General features: G+C 62.4%; 18 protein-coding genes and 3 pseudogenes. 10 read left to right on the top strand and 11 right to left on the bottom strand.

Annotation, left to right across the window (positions count from 1 at the left end; translation table 11 throughout):
* Nucleotides 1–660, top strand: a 660-nt coding sequence (locus DJ82_RS00675) for an IS5 family transposase (RefSeq protein WP_206745232.1), incomplete at its 5' end; no start/stop codon positions are given.
* Between the two features lie 222 nt (nucleotides 661–882).
* Here DJ82_RS00675 and DJ82_RS00670 read toward each other — a convergent pair.
* Nucleotides 883–1881: an IS110 family transposase gene (locus DJ82_RS00670; RefSeq protein WP_094580818.1), complete on the bottom strand. Its 999-nt coding sequence runs from the start codon at nucleotides 1879–1881 to the stop codon at nucleotides 883–885.
* Between the two features lie 373 nt (nucleotides 1882–2254).
* Nucleotides 2255–2687, bottom strand: a pseudogene (locus tag DJ82_RS15615) (hypothetical protein).
* Between the two features lie 9 nt (nucleotides 2688–2696).
* Between DJ82_RS15615 and DJ82_RS00660 the strand changes: the two are divergent.
* Nucleotides 2697–2825 (top strand): annotated as a pseudogene (locus tag DJ82_RS00660) (7-cyano-7-deazaguanine synthase); the annotation flags it as partial.
* 44 nt (nucleotides 2826–2869) lie between these two features.
* On the opposite strand, the gene DJ82_RS00655 reads toward DJ82_RS00660, so the two are convergent.
* Nucleotides 2870–3310 carry a hypothetical protein gene (locus DJ82_RS00655; RefSeq protein ID WP_094580817.1) on the bottom strand — a complete coding sequence of 147 codons (441 nt, stop codon included), beginning with the start codon at nucleotides 3308–3310 and terminating at the stop codon, nucleotides 2870–2872.
* A gap of 1 nt (nucleotide 3311) precedes the next feature.
* A complete protein-coding gene (locus DJ82_RS00650; RefSeq protein ID WP_094580816.1) occupies nucleotides 3312–3839 on the bottom strand; it encodes a sugar-specific transcriptional regulator TrmB in 528 nt (175 codons plus the stop codon).
* 365 nt (nucleotides 3840–4204) lie between these two features.
* Here DJ82_RS00650 and DJ82_RS00645 point away from each other — a divergent pair, with 365 nt between their 5' ends.
* The 5 genes from DJ82_RS00645 (at nucleotide 4205) to DJ82_RS00630 (ending at nucleotide 9618) form a co-directional block, all read left to right on the top strand.
* A complete protein-coding gene (locus DJ82_RS00645) occupies nucleotides 4205–5929 on the top strand; it encodes a hypothetical protein (protein ID WP_241881352.1) in 1725 nt (574 codons plus the stop codon).
* The gene (locus DJ82_RS14310; protein ID WP_143420486.1) at nucleotides 5929–6687 is read left to right on the top strand and encodes a DNA polymerase; all 759 of its coding nucleotides are present in this window, start codon (nucleotides 5929–5931) and stop codon (nucleotides 6685–6687) included. Before DJ82_RS00645 ends, DJ82_RS14310 begins: the two co-directional genes overlap by 1 nt.
* Before the next feature lie 82 nt (nucleotides 6688–6769).
* Complete coding sequence (locus DJ82_RS00640; RefSeq protein ID WP_094580814.1) at nucleotides 6770–7399, top strand: A/G-specific adenine glycosylase; 630 nt, start codon at nucleotides 6770–6772, stop codon at nucleotides 7397–7399.
* Between the two features lie 124 nt (nucleotides 7400–7523).
* A complete protein-coding gene (locus DJ82_RS00635) occupies nucleotides 7524–8888 on the top strand; it encodes a restriction endonuclease (RefSeq protein ID WP_094580813.1) in 1365 nt (454 codons plus the stop codon).
* 541 nt (nucleotides 8889–9429) lie between these two features.
* Nucleotides 9430–9618, top strand: a complete 189-nt coding sequence (locus DJ82_RS00630; protein ID WP_094557341.1) for a hypothetical protein — start codon at nucleotides 9430–9432, stop codon at nucleotides 9616–9618.
* Between the two features lie 315 nt (nucleotides 9619–9933).
* Here the strand turns inward: DJ82_RS00630 and DJ82_RS00625 are convergent, their stop codons facing one another.
* A complete protein-coding gene (locus tag DJ82_RS00625; protein WP_094580821.1) occupies nucleotides 9934–11073 on the bottom strand; it encodes a nitrate/nitrite transporter in 1140 nt (379 codons plus the stop codon).
* A 408-nt stretch (nucleotides 11074–11481) separates the two neighbouring features.
* Here DJ82_RS00625 and DJ82_RS00620 point away from each other — a divergent pair, with 408 nt between their 5' ends.
* Complete coding sequence (locus DJ82_RS00620; RefSeq protein WP_094580812.1) at nucleotides 11482–12321, top strand: winged helix-turn-helix domain-containing protein; 840 nt, start codon at nucleotides 11482–11484, stop codon at nucleotides 12319–12321.
* 130 nt (nucleotides 12322–12451) lie between these two features.
* Here the strand turns inward: DJ82_RS00620 and DJ82_RS00615 are convergent, their stop codons facing one another.
* From DJ82_RS00615 to epsC, 3 genes and pseudogenes are all read right to left on the bottom strand, one after another.
* Nucleotides 12452–13588, bottom strand: coding sequence for a hypothetical protein (locus DJ82_RS00615; protein WP_176451130.1), 1137 nt, complete (start codon nucleotides 13586–13588; stop codon nucleotides 12452–12454).
* Between the two features lie 914 nt (nucleotides 13589–14502).
* Nucleotides 14503–14920, bottom strand: a pseudogene (locus tag DJ82_RS00610) (IS4 family transposase); the annotation flags it as partial.
* Nucleotides 14921–14976: 56 nt separating this feature from the next.
* Nucleotides 14977–15849 (bottom strand): serine O-acetyltransferase EpsC, encoded by an 873-nt coding sequence (epsC, locus tag DJ82_RS00605; protein WP_094558087.1) that lies wholly within the window; start codon nucleotides 15847–15849, stop codon nucleotides 14977–14979.
* Nucleotides 15850–15950: 101 nt separating this feature from the next.
* Between epsC and DJ82_RS00600 the strand changes: the two genes are divergently transcribed.
* Nucleotides 15951–16586 carry an IS6 family transposase gene (locus tag DJ82_RS00600; RefSeq protein ID WP_094580811.1) on the top strand — a complete coding sequence of 212 codons (636 nt, stop codon included), beginning with the start codon at nucleotides 15951–15953 and terminating at the stop codon, nucleotides 16584–16586.
* Between the two features lie 20 nt (nucleotides 16587–16606).
* Here the strand turns inward: DJ82_RS00600 and DJ82_RS00595 are convergent, their stop codons facing one another.
* The 3 genes from DJ82_RS00595 to DJ82_RS00585 form a co-directional block, all read right to left on the bottom strand.
* On the bottom strand, nucleotides 16607–16885 hold the full coding sequence (locus DJ82_RS00595) for a zinc ribbon domain-containing protein (RefSeq protein ID WP_094521910.1): 279 nt from the start codon (nucleotides 16883–16885) through the stop codon (nucleotides 16607–16609).
* Nucleotides 16886–16919: 34 nt separating this feature from the next.
* Nucleotides 16920–18233: an MFS transporter gene (locus DJ82_RS00590; protein WP_094580810.1), complete on the bottom strand. Its 1314-nt coding sequence runs from the start codon at nucleotides 18231–18233 to the stop codon at nucleotides 16920–16922.
* Between the two features lie 115 nt (nucleotides 18234–18348).
* On the bottom strand, nucleotides 18349–20142 hold the full coding sequence (locus tag DJ82_RS00585; protein ID WP_094580809.1) for a PAS domain S-box protein: 1794 nt from the start codon (nucleotides 20140–20142) through the stop codon (nucleotides 18349–18351).
* 172 nt (nucleotides 20143–20314) lie between these two features.
* Here DJ82_RS00585 and DJ82_RS00580 point away from each other — a divergent pair, with 172 nt between their 5' ends.
* Entirely contained in the window at nucleotides 20315–21778 is a 1464-nt protein-coding gene (locus DJ82_RS00580) for a DNA polymerase IV (RefSeq protein WP_094580808.1), read from the top strand.
* Nucleotides 21779–21786: the final 8 nt, after the last annotated feature.

The following is a 21786-nucleotide window of genomic DNA, read 5'->3' as shown; positions in this document are numbered from 1 at the left end:
GTTGATTGGGCGAGTGAAATGGATCGGGTTCGTGGGCTGTTACAGCTCGCTCGAACGGCACTTCCCGCACCCTCAACGCTGTACCGGTCGTTTGAGAGGGTGCCCATGTCTGTGTGGCGCGGCTTCCTTCGGGAGTCAGCGACCATCTGCGATCCGGGCTCGCACGGTGCCATCGATGCCACATTCTTCGACTGCGAAACGGCATCGAGACACTACCAACACCGCTCGGATCGTCACATACGTACGCTCAAAACGACGGCGCTCGTCGATACAGATTCGTGTGCCATCCTCGACATTCACTGCTCGGCACACTGGCCTCACGACAAACAAACTGGCCGTCGAGTCGGCCTTCGTAACACCGAGAAAATCGAAAGCCTCGCCGGCGACAAGGGCTATGACGACCAATCTCTCCGGGACGCCCTCCGGTCAGAGGGCGTCCGGCCCTTGCTACGTCATCGGCTGTTCGCTGCGTACGATCACGCCCACAACACACGGTTGGACAGCGAGCTATATGGCCAGCGGTGGATGGCCGAGACCGCCTTTTCGGCCTTCAAGCGTCGGTTCGGCCCCGCTGTCCACCCTCGCGCTTGGTACCGCGAGTTCCGCGAACTCGTGTTGACCGCCGCAGTCTACAACCTCGAACAAGCTCTCAAACAGTAATCCCCGCGCCGTCATCGGATTCACCTATGGAAACGCTGCTACCCGGGCAAACCACGTCTAGCGACAAAATGATTACGCCGTCTGGGGATCTGCTGTTTTCACAGCCGGTAGGCGGTCGGAACGTGTCTGCGGTGCGGTCGCTGTCTGGCGATAGCTGACGCTCACGGAGGGCCTCGGCCGGCCACTGAGGGCCGCCGGTCCGGCGGCCCTCAGATCCCTCGTCTATGCGGTTACACCCGGTGGATCGTACGCTTCCCCCCGATCAAGCATGTGGTAGATCGATACCAGCATCTTCCGAGCTGCTGCCACGATCGCTTTCTGTGAGTTCTTCCGGCTTGCTAACCGGTCGTAAAACCGGCTGAGATACTCGTCGTTACTCGTATGAACTGCGGTGTTTGCTGCTTGGACGAGCAGCCATCGTACACGCCCTGATCCACGTTTCGAGATGCTCCCTTCGATCCGCGAGTCGCCTGACTCGCGGATCACCGGGTTCAATCCAACGTAACTGACGACCTCCTTGTCCTCGTCAAACCGGTCGATCCCACCTAACTCCGCGTAGATCGTCAGCGCCGTGTAGTAGCTCACACCGGGAATCGTCATCAGCAGCTGGGTCTCCTTCAGAGACCCAGCGCGCTCTTCAATCGTCTCATCGAGCTTCTGAATCTCTTCGGTGAGCGACTCGATCAGGTCGAGGTACGACTCAAGTAACGTGTCGAACGGCGTCGGGATCGAGAATTCCCGCAGGGACTCTCGTCCCTCCACGGTTAGCGGTTTCACGTCCTCAGTGATGCCGTGATCGGAGAGGAGTCCATGGACCTTGTTGGCGTACTTGGTACGGTTTTCGACCAGGGTCTGTCGCCCGCGCACTCGTGCGCGGGCTTCCCTGACCTCCTCGGTCGGAACGTAGCTTTCAGGCATCGAATTCAACCGGAGCATCCGCGCGAGTTCTTTGGCGTCAACGCGGTCAGTTTTCTTGTCGGTGTCTGCAATCTGATTGATCTTTTTGGGATGAGCGACGGTCACATCCAAGTGCTCGGACAGCGTATCATGGATGTGGTAGTAGTTGGAGGTCGCCTCAAGCACGGCTTGTGCGCCGGCGTACCGCTGGGCGAGCTCGTCGAGGTTCGCGTTCTCAACGCGAACCTCTTCGACGATCGTCCCAGCTTCATCCATTACTGCCACCTGTGCGTACCGTTTGTGGACGTCGATTCCGAGGTACATGGTTGGTTCACCCGGGACGCCAGTGCGTGAAGCAGAGATTCACCTATTCGGGCTTTCCCGGATGCCGCGGGGCGCGGCATCCGGGCTGTAACGCCCATGACTCGGCTTCTTTCGCACACGGACCAGTCAACAAAACGTGCTCTGTGGCACGAAATCCAGGTCGGTCTCTTGCGCCCCATATCTTGTTTCACGCTCTCCTAGGGTAGCAGCGTTTCCATCGAGTCAACAAACAGATTGGCTCAACTGTGGGTTAATCAGATATTGACGCGTAGTGCGCCTCGATTAGTTTACTGGTTGTCAATTTAGAAAACTGGTTTTCAATCGCCGTTGGGCCGATACCGGGGTATCGGTCTGCTTCGAGTGTGGAGCGTTGTTACTCGTCCCAATATGCCTCAATCCGTTCGTCAAGATGGGCAAGCACGGTGGTGAGTACGTCTCGCCACTCAGGTGGATAGGCATCATCCTCGCCCGGTGTTGCTGCGTCCGGAGGCGGGTGGAAGTGCTCGCGGCTGTTGTGATCGTTGGGGTGGCGATCCCATCGACACTCCCACGAATTGCTGGTCTGATACTGCTCGGTGTAGTGGATGCTGAAGTCGTCGGTCTCGAACCATCGGATCCGAAGTGAGGCGCGCGTGACCCCGCTGGGAAGTATCCGAGGTCGTAGTCAGTAATGACAGCGTTTGGCGCATACGTAGGCCGTGAACACTCCCGAATCGAGCGCTTTGGAGGAGGTGAGCGGCAATTCGGTCGAGAACTGCGGCATCGATCGGGCCGGCACTGGGTGAGTTGCCCGGCTGATCAGGCATCGAAGTGGCTGGGAGTGCTACCGTGACGAAGAGCCGGCGTGCGGGGCGTGTGATGCGTGTGCGTTCCGCCTCGAAATGTTCCGGAACGCCGGGTCACGCGATCCGATCGCGTATGCTCAGCGGCCGGAGTTTTCGTGAGTTGTTGCCGGTTAGCTGCGGGTCAGTTCGGTCGGGAAGAGTACTTACCAGAGTGACTCGATGCGCTGTTCGATTACTTCGAACACCGTTGAGTAGACGTTGAGCGGATGAAGTGAAGTGAGGTCGAGATTTGAGACTTCAGTACCGGTTGGTGGTTGGTGGAAATGAAGTCGGGTGTTGTGTGTGTTTGGATGCCGGTCCCAGCGGCACTCCCAGTGGGTGTTGTCTCCCCGGGTCTCGACGTAGTGGAAGGAAAAATCACTGGTCGTGAACCATCTGATGTCGATCCTGGCGTCGGTGACCGTGTGGGGGTACCGTTCAGTGTCGAGGGTGGCGGTGAGCAGTCGCGGTTCGTACGTATTTGGGTCGAACTGGGTGGTAGCGACGAGTGGGTCCGTCGTCAACTGTCGTTCAAGCAGGCGTAACGTTTGTCGATCGGGTGGGCCCGTTGAGTCAGCGGCTGCGTCCTCTGGGGGCGGACTCATTTCAGGCGGGGATGAGGTGCCCGTCGTTCTGGGAGAGTTGGCGGGCGAGTTCGTATAAGCGAATATCTCGAATGACGCCTTGCCAGTCGCTTACTGCGGTCATGCGGTCGTGGATCGTGTCGTGGTCGTCGGCGTCGAACACCGTGACGGTGGCTGGGTCGGTGGTGCCGAATTCGGCTTCGTACTCCGTCCGTCGCTGTTCGAGCGCTTCGACGCGGTCGATGATCGCGTCGAGAGAGAGGTCCGTGGCGATCCGACTCGCCTCTTGCCATTCGAGATACCCGTTGTTTCGCTCGTACGTGGCCGGGCGGCTGTCAAGATCAGCGCGGGCAATCCCCATCTCCGCGAGGCGATCGAGGTGTTTTTTTGCGGCGTTCGGAGAGCAGTCTGCGAGCTCTGCGACCCTCGTGTACGTCGTCGGTGACGAGAGCCCGAGGATCACGTCGTAGACGCGGCCGAACGTATCGGTTCCGTCCTGCCACCGTGGCGTCTCTGTCGCTGCGTCAGGAGCCGGATCGAACTCGCTCATAGAAGCTTCTACGAAACGAGTATCAATATATCTTTGTACCACTCAAATATCTGCGACTTTCGTATCGTTTCCCAACTCACATGGATATAATCGGAATTGGAGTTTTCAGTGCCTCTAACTACTCATTTTTCGGGATACGCTCGGTCACTTCGTGTATTTAAATTGAGTGAATGGTCGTTACAGGCCTGTAAGCGGGATATGTTGGGGGGCGGTGTGTTCGTGTGCATGGGAAGTACTGATTATCGGATTGAATGAGTTCTCACGACGAGGGTTTATCCGTGAGTGGTTTCGAGATTTAGTATTGTAGGGAAATGGGCACACACCAAGACGAGTTTGCCAAGGAAACACGGCACTCACGACAAGAGGTGGTCAGTAAGTTCACGCCGTTTAATTCAGAATCGACAAAAGAAGTCTCGATTTCGACCGTGAACGGCCGAAGAGAGGTTGAACTACAGAAACCGTTGTTCGTTGCACTCGCAAAAGAAAACAAGGGTGACACCGACAGCGATTGGTCAGATCAGGAAGGATCCGTAGACGCAATTTTCGATGAAGCATTGTGTGACGTGACCGAGCTTGCGTTACAAACGGTCGAAGCTCCGACGGAGAGAGTTGAACTCTACAAGTTGCGCGCGTTACTGATTCAACTGGCGCGCGGTCTCAACACATACGAAGACCTCGCCGACTACATCGGACAGTATTCGACCGCTCAGCTCGAACAGTTCGGGTTACGCGGGCCACGTGAACAGTCAACGTATCGTAAAGCCGCGAAAACCCTGAAGACAAACGGCGAACTCCAGACGGTACGTGACGCGTGCTTCGTCGCGGTACACGCGCTGTTTTGGAATGGAGTCCCAGTCCCGGAGACTGTGCTGGAACGGTATCAGCTCGATTACGATGCCGGGCCGGCAGCGACTGACTTCCCCGCCGGAGCGCGGCAATTAGGGTTGTACAACCTCGTGGAAGACCTGATCCGGATCGTCGTCGAGAACCTTTCGCTTCACCGTGAAGAGAACAAGTCTCGTGAGTTACGGAGTATACTCGGGATATTCGCGTACGCCGCACGTCACGGGGAGAGCATCACCGATTACGAACGAACCGCCCATCACGCGTTTGATCTTCGTTCGGCGCTTAGTGGGTCAACGATCTGGACGCACCTAGAGGGGCTTCACCGGTGGAAGGTGAGTGAGATGTTCGATGATGTTAACCAAGCGCTGCTGAAGTACGTGCTCGGTTCGGGCGTGGTGTCTGAACCGGTCATGGTGTCGTACGATCTAACTGATGTTCAGAGTCTCGGGATCGGGACAGACGATCAGCCATTCAAAACGGAGGACGGTCGGTGGCGATTCGCATCGCTCGCGTTCACCGATCCGGACCTCGATTTCTCGTTCGGATTACGACTACTTAAATCGGAGTCACAGCGCGCACGAGTTCTGAAGAATTTCCTACGGTCTCTCACGGAGATAGTTGAGGTAAAGCGATTCATGCTAGACCGCGGATTTGACGGGCGTGAAGACATCGAGGCGTGCCATGACTTCGTTCCGAACGACTGGGTGATCTGCGCACAAGACGATAGTAATTCCACAGGGAAGAACTCTGACTACGCACGCCTTCGCGCTGACCTCGAACCCGGTGGCACAACTGTTCAGGAGAACGCCGGGTACGCTGACTTGACACCGCCTGTCAAGCTCATCGGGTACTCAGGCGCTGACGAACAGGCGGACACACCTGAACCCGTCCGCGCCTTCTACACCGCCATGGAGATCCCGGAGGAAAAGTCAAAACGGGACGAACTGATCACGAAGGTCAATTTCCAGTACAATCAGCGTGCGAAAATAGAACCCGTCTTTCGAATGGCGAAAAACAAGTTCGATCTCGCAACGGACAGCGACAAACCGCAGGTGAAGGCGTTTTATGTCCAAATGTCGGTGCTGTTGCACAACCTGTATACCGTCGTGAACGCGGTCCCGTCGCCACAAGCAGGCGTCGAGATCGACACGACACAAAACGAGTTGTTAGAAGTGACTCACAATCTCGCATTGAACGGTCCGACCATTCCCGACGCGTTAACATATCATCGAGACCACCGGTAATGCCGCTCGAATTTTCCGCAGACGCGCTTCGAGAGATCGTTCGGCTCGTATTGGCTATCAGGAAGGACGGTGAATGCCGTATTGATGTTGACGAAGAGCAGCTTCGCTTACGAGCCTGCTCGGAGGACAAGATAGCGTATCTCGATTACTCGCTTCCAACGGATGCCGCTGTATGTTCCACCGACGTGGTAACAGGGTCGTATTGGGTGGAACTCGAAGGTCTTGACGACCTCATACGTGTGGGAACTACCGGCGAGGTGAGTGTTGCCCTTCCTCCAGAGACGCCGAATTCGAGGATTGCTCTTCAATCTGGTGGACTTACGTACCGGTTCCCTGCACTAGCAGAACAGTTGTCTCACCGCGTGTACGATGGTTTTTCTACGGAGACACGTTGTGAGTGCGTGCTCCCAAATAGCGTGTTTGACCGCGCTGTCAAAGTAGCTGATTTGATCGGGCCGGAATTACAGGTGCAGTTCGACTCGGTAACTCAGTTCGTTGAGTTCGCTGCAGAAGGCGACAAGAGTCAAGATGCGTTCTCTCATTCTCACGCCGTTCGTCAACCGGAGAGTGTCGATAACTCAGTCGAGTCTCTCACAGTTCCTGTCGCCCGTCTTCAGGATATTACTCCGCGTGTTCCTGCAGCTATGCCCGTTTCTTTGGGAATCGATACTCACTACCTCACGTACCAGACGGAGGGTCCTGTCGAAGGAGGTGATCTGACCGTATACACTGCCAAGCGGTATGGTAAAATAGGATAAGATACGGTAGTGACGGTTCGAAGACGTATCTGATCCCCCAGTTCACGAATGTATATCAGCCAAAAGGCGACCAGACCGCGTCGTGTTCGACCCTCAGCGCGCGTTCGTCGAGCCGTTGCTCACGTGGTGGACGTCGAACGGCCGTGACGGACTGCCATGGCGGGAACCGGGCCGGACGGCGTTCCAAGTGCTTGTCGCCGAGGTACTGCTGCAGCGAACCACTGCGACGGCGGTGGCCGGCGCGTACCGGCCGTTCGTCGCGCGGTACCCCACGCCCGAAGCCGTGGCCGCGGCACCGACTGAAGACATCGAACGGCGAATCGGCCGGCTGGGGTTACGCAAGCGCGCCGCGTTCATCGAACGGGCCGCGCATCAAATCCTAGACCGTCACGCCGGCGACGTTCCCCGAGACCACTCGGCCCTCACGTCGTTGCACGGTGTCGGCGACTACACGGCGCGCTCCATCTTGATACACGTAGACGGAGCTGGGATCGCCGCCGTGGACGTGAACGTGCGACGGCTGTTGTCTCGGTTCTTCGGTATCGATTCTGACGCGGACGCGCTCGAACCGCTCGCGGACGCTCTCGCGCCGACGGACCGAAGCAGCGACTTCCAGCACGCCATGCTCGATTTCGCGGCCGACGTCTGCACCGCTCGGTCCCCGCAGTGCGAGTCCTGTCCGATCGAGGAACATTGTCAGAAAGAAATCTGAATTTCCGAAATCGTGATTTCGAACATCACTGTTCCCGAATCTGGGTATTCTGCTTGCGAGGACGTGTTTCTGGAGAGTTCCAATAGAGTCTTTACCGCGTGGCTGACATAATTGGAGTATCTCGATGCCTGTCCTCGATGACCTCTCCGGATTCGAGTTCGAGGACGTGATGGAGGACGTCTTCCGGAACCTCGGGTACGAGAACGTGCGGCAGGCGGAACGGACGGCCGACGAGGGGCGCGACGTCCTGATGGAAGAGGTCGTTGACGGGACTCGCCGAGGTGTCGTCGTCGAGTGTAAGCACACGGGAACCGTCGGGCGACCGGTGGTACAGAAGCTCCACTCGGCGATTGCGACGTTCGAGTTCGACGGGCCGAAACGCGGGATGGTGGCGACGACCGGCCGGTTCACCGGCCCGGCTACCGAGTACGCCGACCGCCTCCGGCGGAACGACGACCCGGACCCGATCGAGCTGATCGACGGCGAGGACCTGCGCGAGATCGCCGACCAGATCGGGTTGGACCTGTACAACGGGCGGATCGAAATCCTGTGCGACGAGACGCTTCGACCGTACGATCCGGCGGCGTCGGTGACGGCACCCGTCGAGGAAGCGTTCCACGACATCGACAACATCGAGTCGGCCGACCTTCCCGCACCGCATTCTCAGGTCACGTTTCGACCGGTCGTCGCCGTGACGGCGGACACGAACGCGGTCTTCGAGACGTCGGTCGGCGTGATTCACCGAGTCAACGACCGGTCCCGGTTCGTCGTCCACGCCGAACGCGGCCACCCGCAAACCGCGTCCGGCGACGTCTCGAACCTCGTCGTGGAGAACCTCCACGCGACCGTCGATCTTGACGCGACGCAGTTCGAGAACCGGTACGATACGGTCGAAGAGCAGCGATTCGGGCAGACGCAGACCGAGTACAAAGACTGGGCCGTAGATCGCCTCAGAGAACACCACACGACGACGGTCTCCTACACGGGCGACAACAACGTCACGTACACGAAGACGTGCGAGCCGAAGCGCTCCGACGTCTCGGTCCAATCGATCGAACCGGTGTACGTGCCGCAGGTCCGACACACGACCGACCTGGGAGAGTACGCGTATCCGTACGAGTATTTCGCCGCGGGACCGTCACGCGTGACGACCGAAGACGGGATCCACCGATGCGTCCACTGCGACACGGCCGGCACCGACGACGACTACACGTACTGCGCGAACTGCGGGAGCATCAACTGCGATTCGCACATCAGAACGGAGCGCCTGGAGGGCACTCCCGTCTGCACCGGGTGCGCGGTCACCGAGCGCTTCGCGTTCAAAACGAAGTACTTCTACGACGAGGCGAACCGCGACGCGTTCCGCGAGGAGTACGAATCGATGCCATTCCACGAGAAAGCAATGGAGAATACGCCGCTCGTAGTCGGCACGGCCGTTGTAGTAGTGCTCATTCTCCTCGGAATATTCGTCAGTCTCGGTGTGGTGTAACCCGGTTAGCCGGGATCCAGTTTCACATATAAAAGTAACCGCAGATTCGTAATTGGAACGGGGATGCACACCGAATACAACCCGTCGTTTATATAAACGAACGGCGGAATCGCCGAACCAGGGTAATTGCCCTCCATTGCCTGGGAGGGCAATGATCGGGTCACCCACCCCCCGGGTCGGAGATCGGCTCGCTGAATCGAATATATCTCTAGGGCAATTAACTGGGTTCCTTTTTAACCTCCAGACCATACGATCGCTCACACGGCGAAATACCGGTGTCTCAGGCGTCGGGTGAGAACGAGGGCGGTTCGATGCCTCACGGTCAAAGGCGGCCCTCTCGAGGCAATGACCGGGGTTCAAATCCCCGCCGGAGCATCCTTTTGCCGTCGTCGTCCTGCGATTTCGAGCCCGTGGACTGATCAAAACCCAAGTGGCTCACCACTACTGTGACGCTGGCTGTCGGGACACCCCGACGCAGTACAGCGATTAGAAACATTTGCCCTGCAATCCGACTCGCAGGACGCTCACGGAGGGTCCAGCGATGGATCTGAGCGAGTTCGCCGTCGTCCCGGAACCGACCGCCGAGCGGCTCTCCCAGCGGCAACGCGTCGATTACCGGACCGAACGCGAAGCCGCGATCAAGTGGTTGCTCGCGTTCGGCATCGGCTCGAAGAAAGCGAACGGGTACGCCGAAACCACCGTGCAAAACCGCATTTACCGGATGGACTAGTTCTACCGATACGTGTGGGACACCGAGAACCGGTACACGACGGCCGTGACACACGATCACGCCGACGCGTGGATGCAGGAGCTCGCGTACGCCGACTGTAGCGACACGCACCGTGAAGTGTGAGCACCCGCACTGCCCCGGGCATACCCGACACGAAACCTGCAAGGACTCACGTTCTCAGGGTGACCAGCAACAGCGTAGCACTCGCAGTTCCGCGACCCCGAGCCGAGAACCCCGACAAGGTCGGTCACGCCACGATCGGCAGGACCGACGATATCCAGCCACCCCTCACCGTCACGCTACAGGTGATCGTGGTTACGCCGTCTCTGACTCCGGCGCGAACCACGCCAAGAGCGTTCCCAGCACTCCGAGGACGCCAGCGACGAGAAACGCCGTCTCGTAGTTCGACGCTTCGATGAGCCGCCCCGCAGCGATCGGCGCGAGAAACGCCCCTGCAAGGCCAACGCTCGTGAGGAACGCCACAGCCGTCGCGGCGACAGCCGGCGCAACCAGTTCACGGACGTACGCGAACACCAGTCCGAGACACAGCTGGATCGCGAACCCGGCAACAAGCAGCGCCGCGACCACAACAGGAACCGTTCGAATCGTTGTAAACCCCGCGATGACCGGCGTCGCCACGAGAAACGACAGCAACACGACTGGGCGGCGACGACCGCCGAACAAGATATCCGAAAGCACGCCGCCAGTCACCCGAGAAACCACACCCACAGCCGGAAACAGCGCGACGAGCGCACCACTCAACTCCAACGACAACTGCAAGTCCTCCGTGAGATACGACGGCGCCCAACTGTTCACGAACAGATACAGCGCGTACCCGAGAAACCCGAGCACGCCGACCGTCCAAACGCGGCGATCCATCACAACACGGCCAAGATCCGCGAGCGTCGGCGCCGCAGTCCCGGTCGCGTGTCCACTGCCGCGGCTCATCGGCCAGAAAATCAGTAACCCTACGCACGCGATACCCGTAAAAACCGGGAAGATCGCCGGCCATCCGAACTCCTCGGCGACGATGGGGCCGGTAACCTGCCCGATAGCGAACCCGACCGGCCCGCTCGCCGTGAACGTCGCCACGGCCGTCCCCTGCCTCGCAGGATCAAACGACCGCCCGACGATATCGATCCCCGCGTTCCACACGACAACGTAGGCAACCCCACCGAGAACGCGTGAGGCGACGAGCGACCAATACGCGCCACCGGTCGCGGCCCACCACCCCCACGCGCCGGCAACGAGCAAGAGCCCGACCGCCACCGCGACGACGTACCGTGAGTTCGTCCGGTCGAGCACAACCCCAACGGGAATGCTCGCGAGAACCGCCGTCCCGAACAGGACACTCACGAGGAGGCCGGCCTCCGACGCGCTCACCCCTAACGACCCTCGAATAAGCGGCGTCACGCTCGCCGGGACGAGCTCGTACGCGGCAAGCGACACGGACATCAGAATCGCGCCCGCGAGCACCCCCAAGCGAGCACGATCGCTCGTCACGGCCGTCGTCGCCTCACCCGCAGTACCTTCACCCGACACGCCCCTCCTGTTCCCCCCGCCGTCTTATCAACATGGCGCGATCCGTTCGACCCCTCGACCGCCGCACTGAACCGCTTGTCCTCCACCCGCGCTGACCAGCCATCTTTTCCGAAGCCAGTGGCGAATCAACCGGGGGTACCACTCCGTTACTTGACAGACACCAACAATTAAGTAGGATATTTGCCATATGCAGGTAATATCGGGTAGTTACCCCGCTGAGACGGCAACAGCCGGGGATTCGACGGATCCGCAGGCGGATGTTGGACGCGCAGCGTGTTCGCAGACGGGGTGGCCGCGACAACCACGATCGGGTGATTACGCATGGATTCAGTGTGTCAATTCGTCACGGCATCATCGATCCGGGAGGACATCGTCCGGCTGCTCGCGAACCAACCGCAGCCGACACCGAAACTGATCGAGAAGCTTGACGCCTGCCGCTCCGGCGTCTACAAAGAACTGGCGAATCTCAAACAACGCGGCGCGCTCGCCGAGGCCGAAGACGGCTGGCAACTGACCGCGTGCGGACAACTCGTGACGGACACGATCGCACGTCGGCAGGCGACCGAAGCGTTCCTCGACGAGGACATCGAGTACTGGCAACACCACGACCTTGAACTGCTGCCCGACCAGTTCCGGCGACGGTTACCCGATATCAGCGAGTACGACGTCGTTCGCGGCGACATGCCGGCCGCCGACAAACACGTCTCCGCGTTCGTTTCACGAATCGAAGCCGGCGAGGAACCGGACGTCCTCGCCCCGGTCTTCGTCCGAGGCCTCGACGACGCCATTCCGGACGATCCAAACACCCGGGTGCTCGTTACAAGTGAGGTCCGCGACCGGCTCCTCGGGAACGTCGGGAGCGAACCCGAACGAGAGCGAGCGTTCCTGAACGCCCAAGTCAGAGTCGTCTCCGCCGATTTCGGCCTCGGTCGCACTGCCAGATCGCTGTGTCTCGTCTTCCCGAGCCGGGGTGACGGGGAGTGGCGAGCGACGCTTGTCTCGGAAACGAACGCGGCGATTCAATGGGGAGAGGAACTCTTCGAAGCGCTGTGGGCGGATGCAGACCCCATCGACGAGCCCGAGGAGGACTCGTTTGAGCTGACCGGGCGACGCGGCATGGTCGGCCGAACCAGATCCAGCGATTCACGGTCACCGTACTAACCGAGCGGCTCCCCTCGTCTCACCCTCAACACACCAACCGGTGGGCGCGGCCCGTCGCCGTCTGGCAGGCGCTTCGGGGCCGGCACCGCGGACGTGTCGCCGCACCTAGCCGGCTGTGTCATGCTGCGTCTCAGACGGTCCCCGGGATCCAGACGCCGGTCGGGACGATGCCCGCAATGTGGAGGACACCCACCAGGACCGTCCAGACGACGATGGAGATCGCCGGCGGGTCGAAGTGGGTCCGGCCGTGAGCGTAGAAGATCCGCTGCCCTACTTCACCGATCAGCGCGGCCAGCACCCCGAAGAGCCCGGCGGCGACCAGCGCAGCCCCGGCTGAGAGTCCCGCGAGGGCTGCGTCACCCGACGCGGTCAGAGCGACGAACACCGTCCCGCCGGCCAGCGTCATGTGGTGTGTCGCCGGGACCTTCTCGACCCCGAGGTTCAAGAACAGCAGCGACGCGGCACTGATCCCGAACCCGAGGAACGGACTCCCGGTCCGGAACGCGACGTACCCGGACGCGAGACCCGCCACGAGGCCGATCGCGGCCACTTGGTGCCACTTGTACATGTGTCCCAGCCACGGCTCGGTAGCCAACCACTCGGCTTTCGGGACGCCACCGTTTTCGACGCGGTTACCGCCGGCGACCGGCTCACCGCCGTCGGTGACCGCGCCGACCTTCTCGCCGTGTTCGAACGGGCTCATGTCGAGGATGTTACTGCCGCGGACGTCGCCGATGATGTCGTAGCCGAACGCCACCCGGTGGACGACTGCGCTGGCACAGATGGCCAGCGGGATCGGGTCAACCGGGACCAGCAGCTGCCGGGAGAGTTGCTCCACCGCGATACCGAACAGACCGAACACGCCACCGACCGCCAGCACGTCGACCTTGCATCCGAGCGCGGTCGCGATGTCCTTGCCGTTGTGGTAGCCGTCTTCGGCCCCGATGTATCCCTTCTTCCCGGCGTACGCCGCCGCGGCCGCACCCCCTGCAAAGGAGATGTGCGGTCCAAACACGTGCCCGAAGCCGATACCCACGAGTCCGACTGAATCACCTGTCGGCGCCCCAATGACGCCTGCCGCGGCGCCGGCGATGACGAGGAAGCCGGTGAACGCGAACGCCGGTAGCGCACCGATAGCCGCCCCGAACGCACCGCCGGCGAACGCGCCGAGCCATATCGGGGGGTCGCCGAGCGCGTCGAAGACGGCGTCGAACGACCCGCCGAAGGCACCCTGCAGGACCACCTCAGTGGCCACGTCGATGGGCATACTCACTCACCCCCTGCCTCATCGACCGTCGTCTGCCCATGGGGTTCGAGAGCCGTGTCGTGCTCTTCCCGTGGCGGTGTCCGTTCAGCTGCACAGTACCTCGTCCCGTCGTTTCGGGATTCCCCGAGCACACGTGTGTGATCACGAGGCATACCGATATCATTGACAGACACACACATTAAATTACTGTCAATTACGAATAGACCTATAGAGCGCAGATAGAACGATTTACACCGCGTACAACGATCTATTCTTCATAAAATCAGACACATATTATAAGCGAGAAGTATCGCATGACAACCACCACCGACGATCTACCACGAATGCTGTTCAAATGAACACGCTACACAGCACATGGACAGCGTAACCTCACACCACGTCTCAGCAACGACCCTCAACGGCATTCAATCGCTGCTCCTTCGGATCGGTGACCGACAAATCGCTTACAGCCACCACATTCAACCACACCACCGTAGTGACAACTCCCTATCCAGCACGCATATCAAAACTACCACACGTAGCGAACATATGATTTTATAGATAGCTATCAATGATATTTTATGGCAGTTATTTTTTAAGGAAAATTACTTGTCGCCATCGGTCTCCGCCGCGTCAGCGTCGGGTGAAGATGATCCCAACGGCTTAGTGAGAGGTGAGGTCCGGCGGTCGCAATTATCTGTGAATAAAACTGGGATAGACCAGCGGATAGCTCGATACGGCCAGTCAACGGGGTGACCGCACGTTTCTATAATCGGCCGCCACCGTCTTGATCTGGGTCATCTGTTCGATAGTGTACTTTCCGCCGAGTCGCCCCTTTCCGCTTCGCTTGCCTGAGTGACCGCCGAAAGGGGGCGCGAATCTCCCAGTACGCGCTGCCGTCGTTGACGTTCACGAAACAGCAGCTCTACCTCTCACCGGCACCGATACAGGGTTGCTAGATCCGACGGGAGAAGCTCTTCTCGTGGGAGGTTCGTGATGTACGGGTGATACTCGTCGGCGTCCTCGTTGCGGACGCCGACGACGCGGAATCGCCTCGTATCTAACGAGCGGGTGCCGTTGTACGGTTCCAGTTTGAACTCTACGTCCACTTCTACGTCGATACACGTGCGGTAGAGATCGTCTACAACGTTGTGGATCTGTTTTCCCTCCAAGCGAATGGCGTCGCCACGGTATTCGCGGAGTTCCTCTGTTATCACCGGGTTTGCGTTCTGTTTCAGTCGGCTGACGAAGTAGCCGTCATTCTCGCAGATCCGTGCCAACCGGCGGTGCCCGAAATCCGCCAAAATCAAAGGGTATGAGCCGTCCTTGCAGCCTCGACCCGGTCTTGAACACGAGACGGCGCTTCGTAACCGAGTTGTGTCGCGTACTGTCCGTGAACTCCGAAGCCACTACCTGTTCGATTTCTGCTCCTGATCGGGGTGATCCGAAATGAACACGCTCGTGTCGTCCGGGACGTCGTCGGTCACCCAGGCGTTCGCACCGATGCTCACGTGGTCGCCGATTTCTATCGTCCCGAGTACGTTGCTTCCGGCACCGATGACGACGTGATCGCCGATGTCGGGATGACGCTTATAATCTTTCGCCAGCATGTGGTCCTCACCCTCTTCCTCCTCGAAGTGGAGTGCGCCGAGAGTGACGTTCTGGTAGATCCGGACCCAGTCGCCGACCGTCGCTGTCTCGCCGATGACGACCCCGGTCCCGTGGTCGATGAAAAAATACTCACCGATCTCCGCACCTGGATGGATGTCGATGCCCGTCTCGACCTTCGAGTACTCGGCGAGTTCGCGAGCGTACTCGAAGCTGTCCTCCTCGTAGAGGATGTGCGCCACCCTGTGGGTCATGATCGCGTGGAATCCGGGATACGACCGGATGATCTCACAGTTGCTCTTTGCTGCGGGATCGCCCTTATACGCGGCCTCGACATCCTTTTCGAGGGTCCGTCGAATCGCCGGCAACCGGTCGAGCGTCCGTTCGACGATCGCGGTCAAATCGTCTGCGTCACGATCCGAATAGGCCGTGATACCCGTGTGTATGCAGCTGCCGAGCTCGGTCAGGCGGGCACGAGTTTCGTCGGGATCGTCCAGCAGCTCCGTCGCGTTCCAGCATCGGGGAAACAGGAGCTGTTTGAGGAGAGGTGGTTCATCACGCAGAGAATCGCGGGGAGGATAGACCCGCGAGGTGTCACTCGGGAGGGACGATTCGCCTGCTCGATAGGACTCGACGAGGTCTTCGTGGACGTCGCCGGTGTACTCGTACGCCATCTGTTGGTGTTGAGGCTGGCGAGTAAAGTTAGTTCTTCCACTTCGCACGGCGGTGTTGAGATAAGGTCGAAGGGTGAGGCGGTCAAAAGATCGAGTGGTCTATGCTCAGTTTCGACCGCCTCGACGGCGATAGCGGTTGTATCGAGTTAGATTTTCTGGAGCGAGAGGCGACACCCGAGCCGGCGATGAAGCTCGGTATCCGGCTCCATTTGGCTGGACTATCACTTTCGGATACCGTCTCGATTCTTGAGAAGTTGGGTGTCGATCGCCATCGAACCACCGTTCATCGGTGGGTGCAGAAAGCCGATTTACAGCCGACAGACGGTGCCAACCCGAATCACGTTGCGGTCGATGAAACCGTGATTCAGCTCGATTCTGAGCGATATTGGCTGTACGCTGCTGTCGATCCCGACACGAACCGTCTCCTCCATGTTCGGCTCTATCCGACGAGAACAACCGCGATCTCCTTGATGTTTCTCTCGGAACTCCGTGAGAAACATCAGGTTGACGACGCGACCTTTCTCGTCGATGGTGCTCCGTGGTTGCAGGCAGCCTGTCATCGTCACGGGCTCCGATTCCAACACGTCACACATGGGAATCGGAATGCCGTCGAACGTGTCTTTCGTGAAGTGAAACGACGGACAAACCAGTTCTCAAATACGTTCAGCCATGCTGAGCCGAGTACCGCTGAAAATTGGTTGCAAGCGTTCGCCTTTGCTTGGAATCAGCTTATCTAAACACTACCAGCGCGTCGGTCTCACCGCGCCCGCCGCCCCGCCTGACGGTCCACGTGGCGCGTGTAGCCGCCGACGGCGAGGCCGAAGCCGACGACGAGCAGCAGGAAGCCGAGCAGCCGGCTCGTCCCGATCGTCAGCATCGAGAGGAGCAGGCCGAAGGCGAACGCGAAGACGCCGGCGACGGCCACCCCGACGTCGACGAGCGGCGACGGCTGGACCGCCTCGCAGTGGGGGCAGACCCGGGCGTCGCTCGCGATCGGCTCCCGGCAGTCGACGCAGCGGACGCGGTCGTTCGACACGAGCGGTCGTTCGGACGACGGTCACTTATATACGTCAGTCCGCCGCGGCCGCGCCGGCGTCGTCGCTCGCGCCGAGCGTCTCCTCGACCTGCGTCACGACCGCGGCGAACGCGACGACCGCGAGCCCCGCGCCGACCGCGAAGGGGACGACGAACCCGAAGCCGACGAGCCAGCCGGACGCGAGGGGACCGAGCGCGACGCCGAAGCCGAACCCCATCGTGAGCACCGACAGCGTCGTCCCCGACTCGCCCTCCCGCGCGAGGTCGCCGGCGAGCGCGAGCGACGGCGCGAAGACGCACGCGACGGCGACCCCCTGCGCCAGCCGGACGAGCGTCATCACGACCGGGTCGGTGACGATCCCCTGCAGCAGCGTCGTCGGGACGAGGAGCGCGAAGCCGGCGAGCAGGAACGGTCGGCGCCCGATCCGGTCGCTGGCCTGCCCGACGGGCACCTGCAGGAGCACGTTCGCGATCGTGACGGCCGCGAACTGGAGCCCGAACCACACCGGCGCCTGGTCGAGCCGGACGTTCACCTGGTTCTGGAGCGTCGCGAACAGCGCGATGCACATCCCCATCGCCACCGTCGCCAGCCCCAGCGCGAAGACGGGGTCGAGCAGGCGGTCCTCGCCGCGCACGCGGATCGAGAGGTCGTCGCTCGCCTCGCTGGACTCGGCCGCGTCGCGGACGAGCAGGAAGACGAGGGCGAAGCTGAGGTACGCCCCGCCGCAGGCGGCGGCGAAGGCGGCGTCGAAGCCGTCGATCACGGGGAGGCCGATCGGCGAGAGGTCGTACGGGCCCGCCTCGACGACGGCGCCGGCCAGCACCGGACCGAAGCCGAACCCGATCAGCCGGAAGGTGTTGTACACGCCGAAGTTGCCGCCGCGGTCGGCGTCGGCCGACGCGTACTCGTTGACTAACGCGACCGTCGCGGGGATGATCAGCGCCGCGCCGAACCCCTGGATCGCCCGCAGGACGACGAGCTGCCAGTAGACGGTCACGACCGTGTAGAGCCCGCTCGCGGTGCCCAAGAGGAGGATCCCGATCAGCACGAACGGGCGACGGACCCCTATCCGGTCCGAGAGCCGCCCGGTAATCGGCTGCGAGAGGCTGTTGAGGAAGCCGAAAAGCGAGAGGACGATCCCGATGAGGAGCGGCTCGGTCACCGTGACCGCCGCCGCGCCCACACCGACCTCGGTCCCGAGGAGCGCGCTGACGTCGATCAGGTCGCTCGCGATGTACAGCGGCAGCACGACGATGAGGAAGGAGTTGCCGGCGGCCCCAACCATCCGGGCGAGCGCGAGCACGATGACTCGCCGGTCGGTGTCGGCGATGCCGGAGAGCGTCCCCATTTCCCTCCGCTTCGGTCGGGACCACAAAGGTGTTTGCGAACGGCGGGAGTCGTTCCGGTTCCGGGCGGTCCAGCCGGGAGAGCCGGGACGATCCGTCGACGGTGAGCGTCGGCCGCTACGATTCGGGCACCGGCGGCTGGCGGCGCTCGATCCCGCGGACCTCGAAGCGCGCGCCGCCCTCGGCGGACTCGGTCGCCGCGACGGCCCAGCCGTGCGCGGTGGCGATCTCTTGGACGATCGCCAGCCCGAAGCCGGTGTTGCCCTCAACGCCGGTCCGGCCGGGCTCGAAGAGATCGCCGGCGACGTCCCCGGGGATCCCCGGGCCGTCGTCGGCGACGTAGAAGCCGTCGTCGAGGTCGCCGACGCGGATCGAGACGTCCGACCCGCCGTGCTCCACGGCGTTCCGGACGAGGTTCTCGAAGAGGTTCCGGAGTCGGTCGGGGTCGGCGAGCACCTCCCGGTCGGTCTCGACCGTCAGCTCGGCGGACTCGGTGTCGACCGTCTCCCTAGCGTCCGCGGCGACGCCCGCGACCGACACCGGCTCGGGGTCGCCGACGGTCTCCCCGTCGCGGGCGAGCGTGAGGGTGTGCTCGACGATGGACTCGATCCGGTCGAGCGCGTCGGCCGCGGCGTCGAGGTGTTCGGCGCCCTCGTCCGCCATCGTCCGCGCCAGGTCGAGGCGACCCTGCGCGACGTTGAGCGGGTTCCGGAGGTCGTGCGAGACGATGCCCGCGAAGGAGTCGAGCCGCTCGTTCTGTCGTTCGAGCGCCGCCTCGCGCTGCTTGAACGCCGTGATGTCCTGCTGGAAGCCGACCCACTCGGTGACGCGCCCGTTCGCGCCGCGGATCGGCGCGACGCTGACGCGGTTCCAGAACTCGGTCCCGTCCTTCCGGTAGTTCAGGAGTTCGAAGCTAGCGGGCTCCTCCGCCTCGATCGCCTCGCGGAGCTGCGCGACCGACTCCTCGTCGGTGTCCGGACCCTGTAGGAACCGGCAGTTGACCCCGATCGACTCCTCGCGGTCGTAGCCGGTCATCTCGACGAACCGGTCGTTGACGTACTCCATCGGGTTGTCCGTGCGGTCGGGGTCGGTGATGGTGATACCGACCGGCGCCTCGTCGAGCGCGCGGGTCTTCGTCTCCAGCTCCTCGCGCCGCTCCACCTCGTCCGAGACGTCGCGCAGGATGCCGACGCTCCCCTCGAAGCAGTCGCCGTCGTACGGCAGCGCCGCCATGTGGTCCCGACAGGGGATCGGCTCCCCCTGCTTCGGCTCGATGTCGACCCGGAACCGCTGGATGTCCGGACCGGTGCTGGAGAGGATGGTTCCGAGCCGGTCCTCGGACTCGGCGACCGCGTCGTCGCCTTTTATAAGTCCGGGCGTGCTTTCGACGATCTCCTCGACGTCGTAGCCGGTCAGCTCCGCGAACGGCTCGTTGACGAACTCGAACGTTCCGGTCTCGTCGACGACGTACACGGGATAGCCGAGCGCGTCGATGACCGTCGAGTAGCGGTCCGCGATCTCCCGAGTGCGGTGCTCGTCGACAGCCTGGTGGACTCGGTTCGCGAGCCGTCGGAGCTGCTCCGGGCCTCCCTTCTGGAAGTAGCCGGTGACGCCAGCGTTGAGCGCGCGGCTCGCGATCTCCTCGCTCCCCTTCCCGGTGTACAGCACGAAGGGGATCGAGCGGTCCGTCTCGCGGAGCCGGTCGAAGAACTCCAGCCCGTCCATGCCGGGCATGTCGTAGTCGCTGACGATGCAGTCGAACCGCCCGCCGTCGAGCTCGTCGAGGGCGTCCGCCGCCGCCGTGACGCTCGTTACCGCGACATCGTCCAGTTCGCGTTCGAGGTACGCCTCCGTGAGGTCGAGCACGGAGGGGTCGTCGTCGACGTGTAACACGTCGATCCGTTCGGGCATGCGGGCGGATACGTCGCCGACTCATAAACGGATGTCGCCCCGGGTATCAGTTCTGAGTACGGAGCGAGGGGGCCGGTCGGGGCGCGGCTGAGGGTCGGTCGCCCGACCGACCGGTTCCACTGCCGCCGCGCGTGGCTGATCGTTAAGTCGGCGCGGCGCGGACGGTCGGGCGATGGCGGGCGGCACGCTCCCCGGGACGGCGACCGACGAGGCGGACGGGAGCGACCGCGTCGTGTTCCACGTCGACATGGACTGCTTTTACGCCTCCTGCGAGCGCCTGCGGCGACCAGAGCTCGCGGGCGAACCCGTCGTCGTCGGGATGGGGTACGAGGACGGTGAGACGGTCGGCGCCGTCGCGACCGCGAGCTACGAGGCCCGCGCGTTCGGCGTCGAGAGCGCGATGCCGATCTCCGAGGCGCTCGACCTGCTCCCCCGCCGCGCCGACGCCGACCCGGACGACTCGGACGCGCCGGACCCCGAGGCGGCCGGCCGGTACCTGCCCGTCGACCTCGGATTTTATAGGGAAGTCGCGGGCGACGTGAAGGCCGTCCTCCGGGACTGCGCCGACACGCTCCGCGAGGTGAGCGTCGACGAGGCGTACCTCGACGTCACCGACCGGACCGCGTGGGACGCCGCGGAGGGGGAGAGCGCCGCGGCCGGCCCCGCCGAGGCGCGTACCCTCGCGGAAGGGTACGCCCGGCACGTCAAGGAGCGCATCGAGCGGGAGGCCGGGGTGCCCGCGAGCGTCGGCGTGGCGCCGAACATGTCGACCGCCGAGGTCGCCAGCGACGCCGACAAGCCGGACGGGCTCGTCGTCGTGCCGCCCGGTTCTGTCGAGTCCTTCCTCGCGCCGCTACCGACCGCCGAGATCCACGGCGTCGGCCCCGTGACGGAGCGGACGCTCGCCGAGATGGGGATCGAGACCGCCGCCGACCTCGCCGCGGCCGACCCCGACGGACTCGCCGACGAACTGGGGGAGCGCGGCCCGGAGCTCCACCGGCGCGCCCGCGGCGACGACGACCGGGAGGTCACGCCGACCGGGCTCCCCAAGAGCCTCTCGCGGGAGTCGTCGCTGTCGCCGACCGCCGACCGGGAGACGAAGCGCGAGACGGTGGCGGCGCTGGCGGCGGACGTGGCCCGTCGGGCCCGCGAGCGGGGCTGCCTCTACCGCACCATCGGGATCAAGGCGGTCGAGCCGCCCTACGATGTCAACACGCGGGCACGGAGCCTCCCCGGTCCGGTCGACGACCCCGACCTCGTGGAGTCGGTCGCGTTCGACCTCCTCGGGGAGTTCGACGGAGACCGGGTCAGAAAGCTTGGCGTGCGGGTCTCCAACCTCGACTTCGCCGAGAGCGACCAGGCGACCCTCGGTGGGTTCGATCCGGGCGACGGCGAGGGAACGAGCGCCGGCGGGAGCGGGGGGACGAGCGCCGGCGGGAGCGGGGGGAAGAGCGCCGGCGACCGCGCCCGCGGGACGGGGACCGGGTCGGCCGCAGGCGGCGGCGACGGCGGGAAGCTCACCGACTGGGTGGACGGCGAGCCGGGCGCCGAGGACGAGGGCGAGACCGACGAGGCCCGAGACCGACGGGCGAGCGAGCGCGGCGACGGGCAGGCGTCGCTCGGCGACTGGGGGTGAGGGACCCT

The sequence above is a fragment of the Halorubrum sp. Ib24 genome (genome assembly GCF_002252745.1).
Taxonomy (GTDB): Archaea; Halobacteriota; Halobacteria; order Halobacteriales; family Haloferacaceae; genus Halorubrum.
This window is presented reverse-complemented; position numbering and strand designations above follow the sequence as displayed.

Coding starts and splice junctions, on each gene's coding strand:
- DJ82_RS00670 (WP_094580818.1), bottom strand. CDS start 1,881: ATGTACCTCGGAATCGACGTCCACAAACGGTACGCACAGGTGGCAGTA.
- DJ82_RS00655 (WP_094580817.1), bottom strand. CDS start 3,310: ATGAGTCCGCCCCCAGAGGACGCAGCCGCTGACTCAACGGGCCCACCC.
- DJ82_RS00650 (WP_094580816.1), bottom strand. CDS start 3,839: ATGAGCGAGTTCGATCCGGCTCCTGACGCAGCGACAGAGACGCCACGG.
- DJ82_RS14310 (WP_143420486.1), top strand. CDS start 5,929: ATGCCGCTCGAATTTTCCGCAGACGCGCTTCGAGAGATCGTTCGGCTC.
- DJ82_RS00635 (WP_094580813.1), top strand. CDS start 7,524: ATGCCTGTCCTCGATGACCTCTCCGGATTCGAGTTCGAGGACGTGATG.
- DJ82_RS00630 (WP_094557341.1), top strand. CDS start 9,430: ATGGATCTGAGCGAGTTCGCCGTCGTCCCGGAACCGACCGCCGAGCGG.
- DJ82_RS00625 (WP_094580821.1), bottom strand. CDS start 11,073: ATGTCCGTGTCGCTTGCCGCGTACGAGCTCGTCCCGGCGAGCGTGACG.
- DJ82_RS00620 (WP_094580812.1), top strand. CDS start 11,482: ATGGATTCAGTGTGTCAATTCGTCACGGCATCATCGATCCGGGAGGAC.
- DJ82_RS00615 (WP_176451130.1), bottom strand. CDS start 13,588: ATGCCCATCGACGTGGCCACTGAGGTGGTCCTGCAGGGTGCCTTCGGC.
- epsC (WP_094558087.1), bottom strand. CDS start 15,849: ATGGCGTACGAGTACACCGGCGACGTCCACGAAGACCTCGTCGAGTCC.
- DJ82_RS00600 (WP_094580811.1), top strand. CDS start 15,951: ATGCTCAGTTTCGACCGCCTCGACGGCGATAGCGGTTGTATCGAGTTA.
- DJ82_RS00590 (WP_094580810.1), bottom strand. CDS start 18,233: ATGGGGACGCTCTCCGGCATCGCCGACACCGACCGGCGAGTCATCGTG.
- DJ82_RS00585 (WP_094580809.1), bottom strand. CDS start 20,142: ATGCCCGAACGGATCGACGTGTTACACGTCGACGACGACCCCTCCGTG.
- DJ82_RS00580 (WP_094580808.1), top strand. CDS start 20,315: ATGGCGGGCGGCACGCTCCCCGGGACGGCGACCGACGAGGCGGACGGG.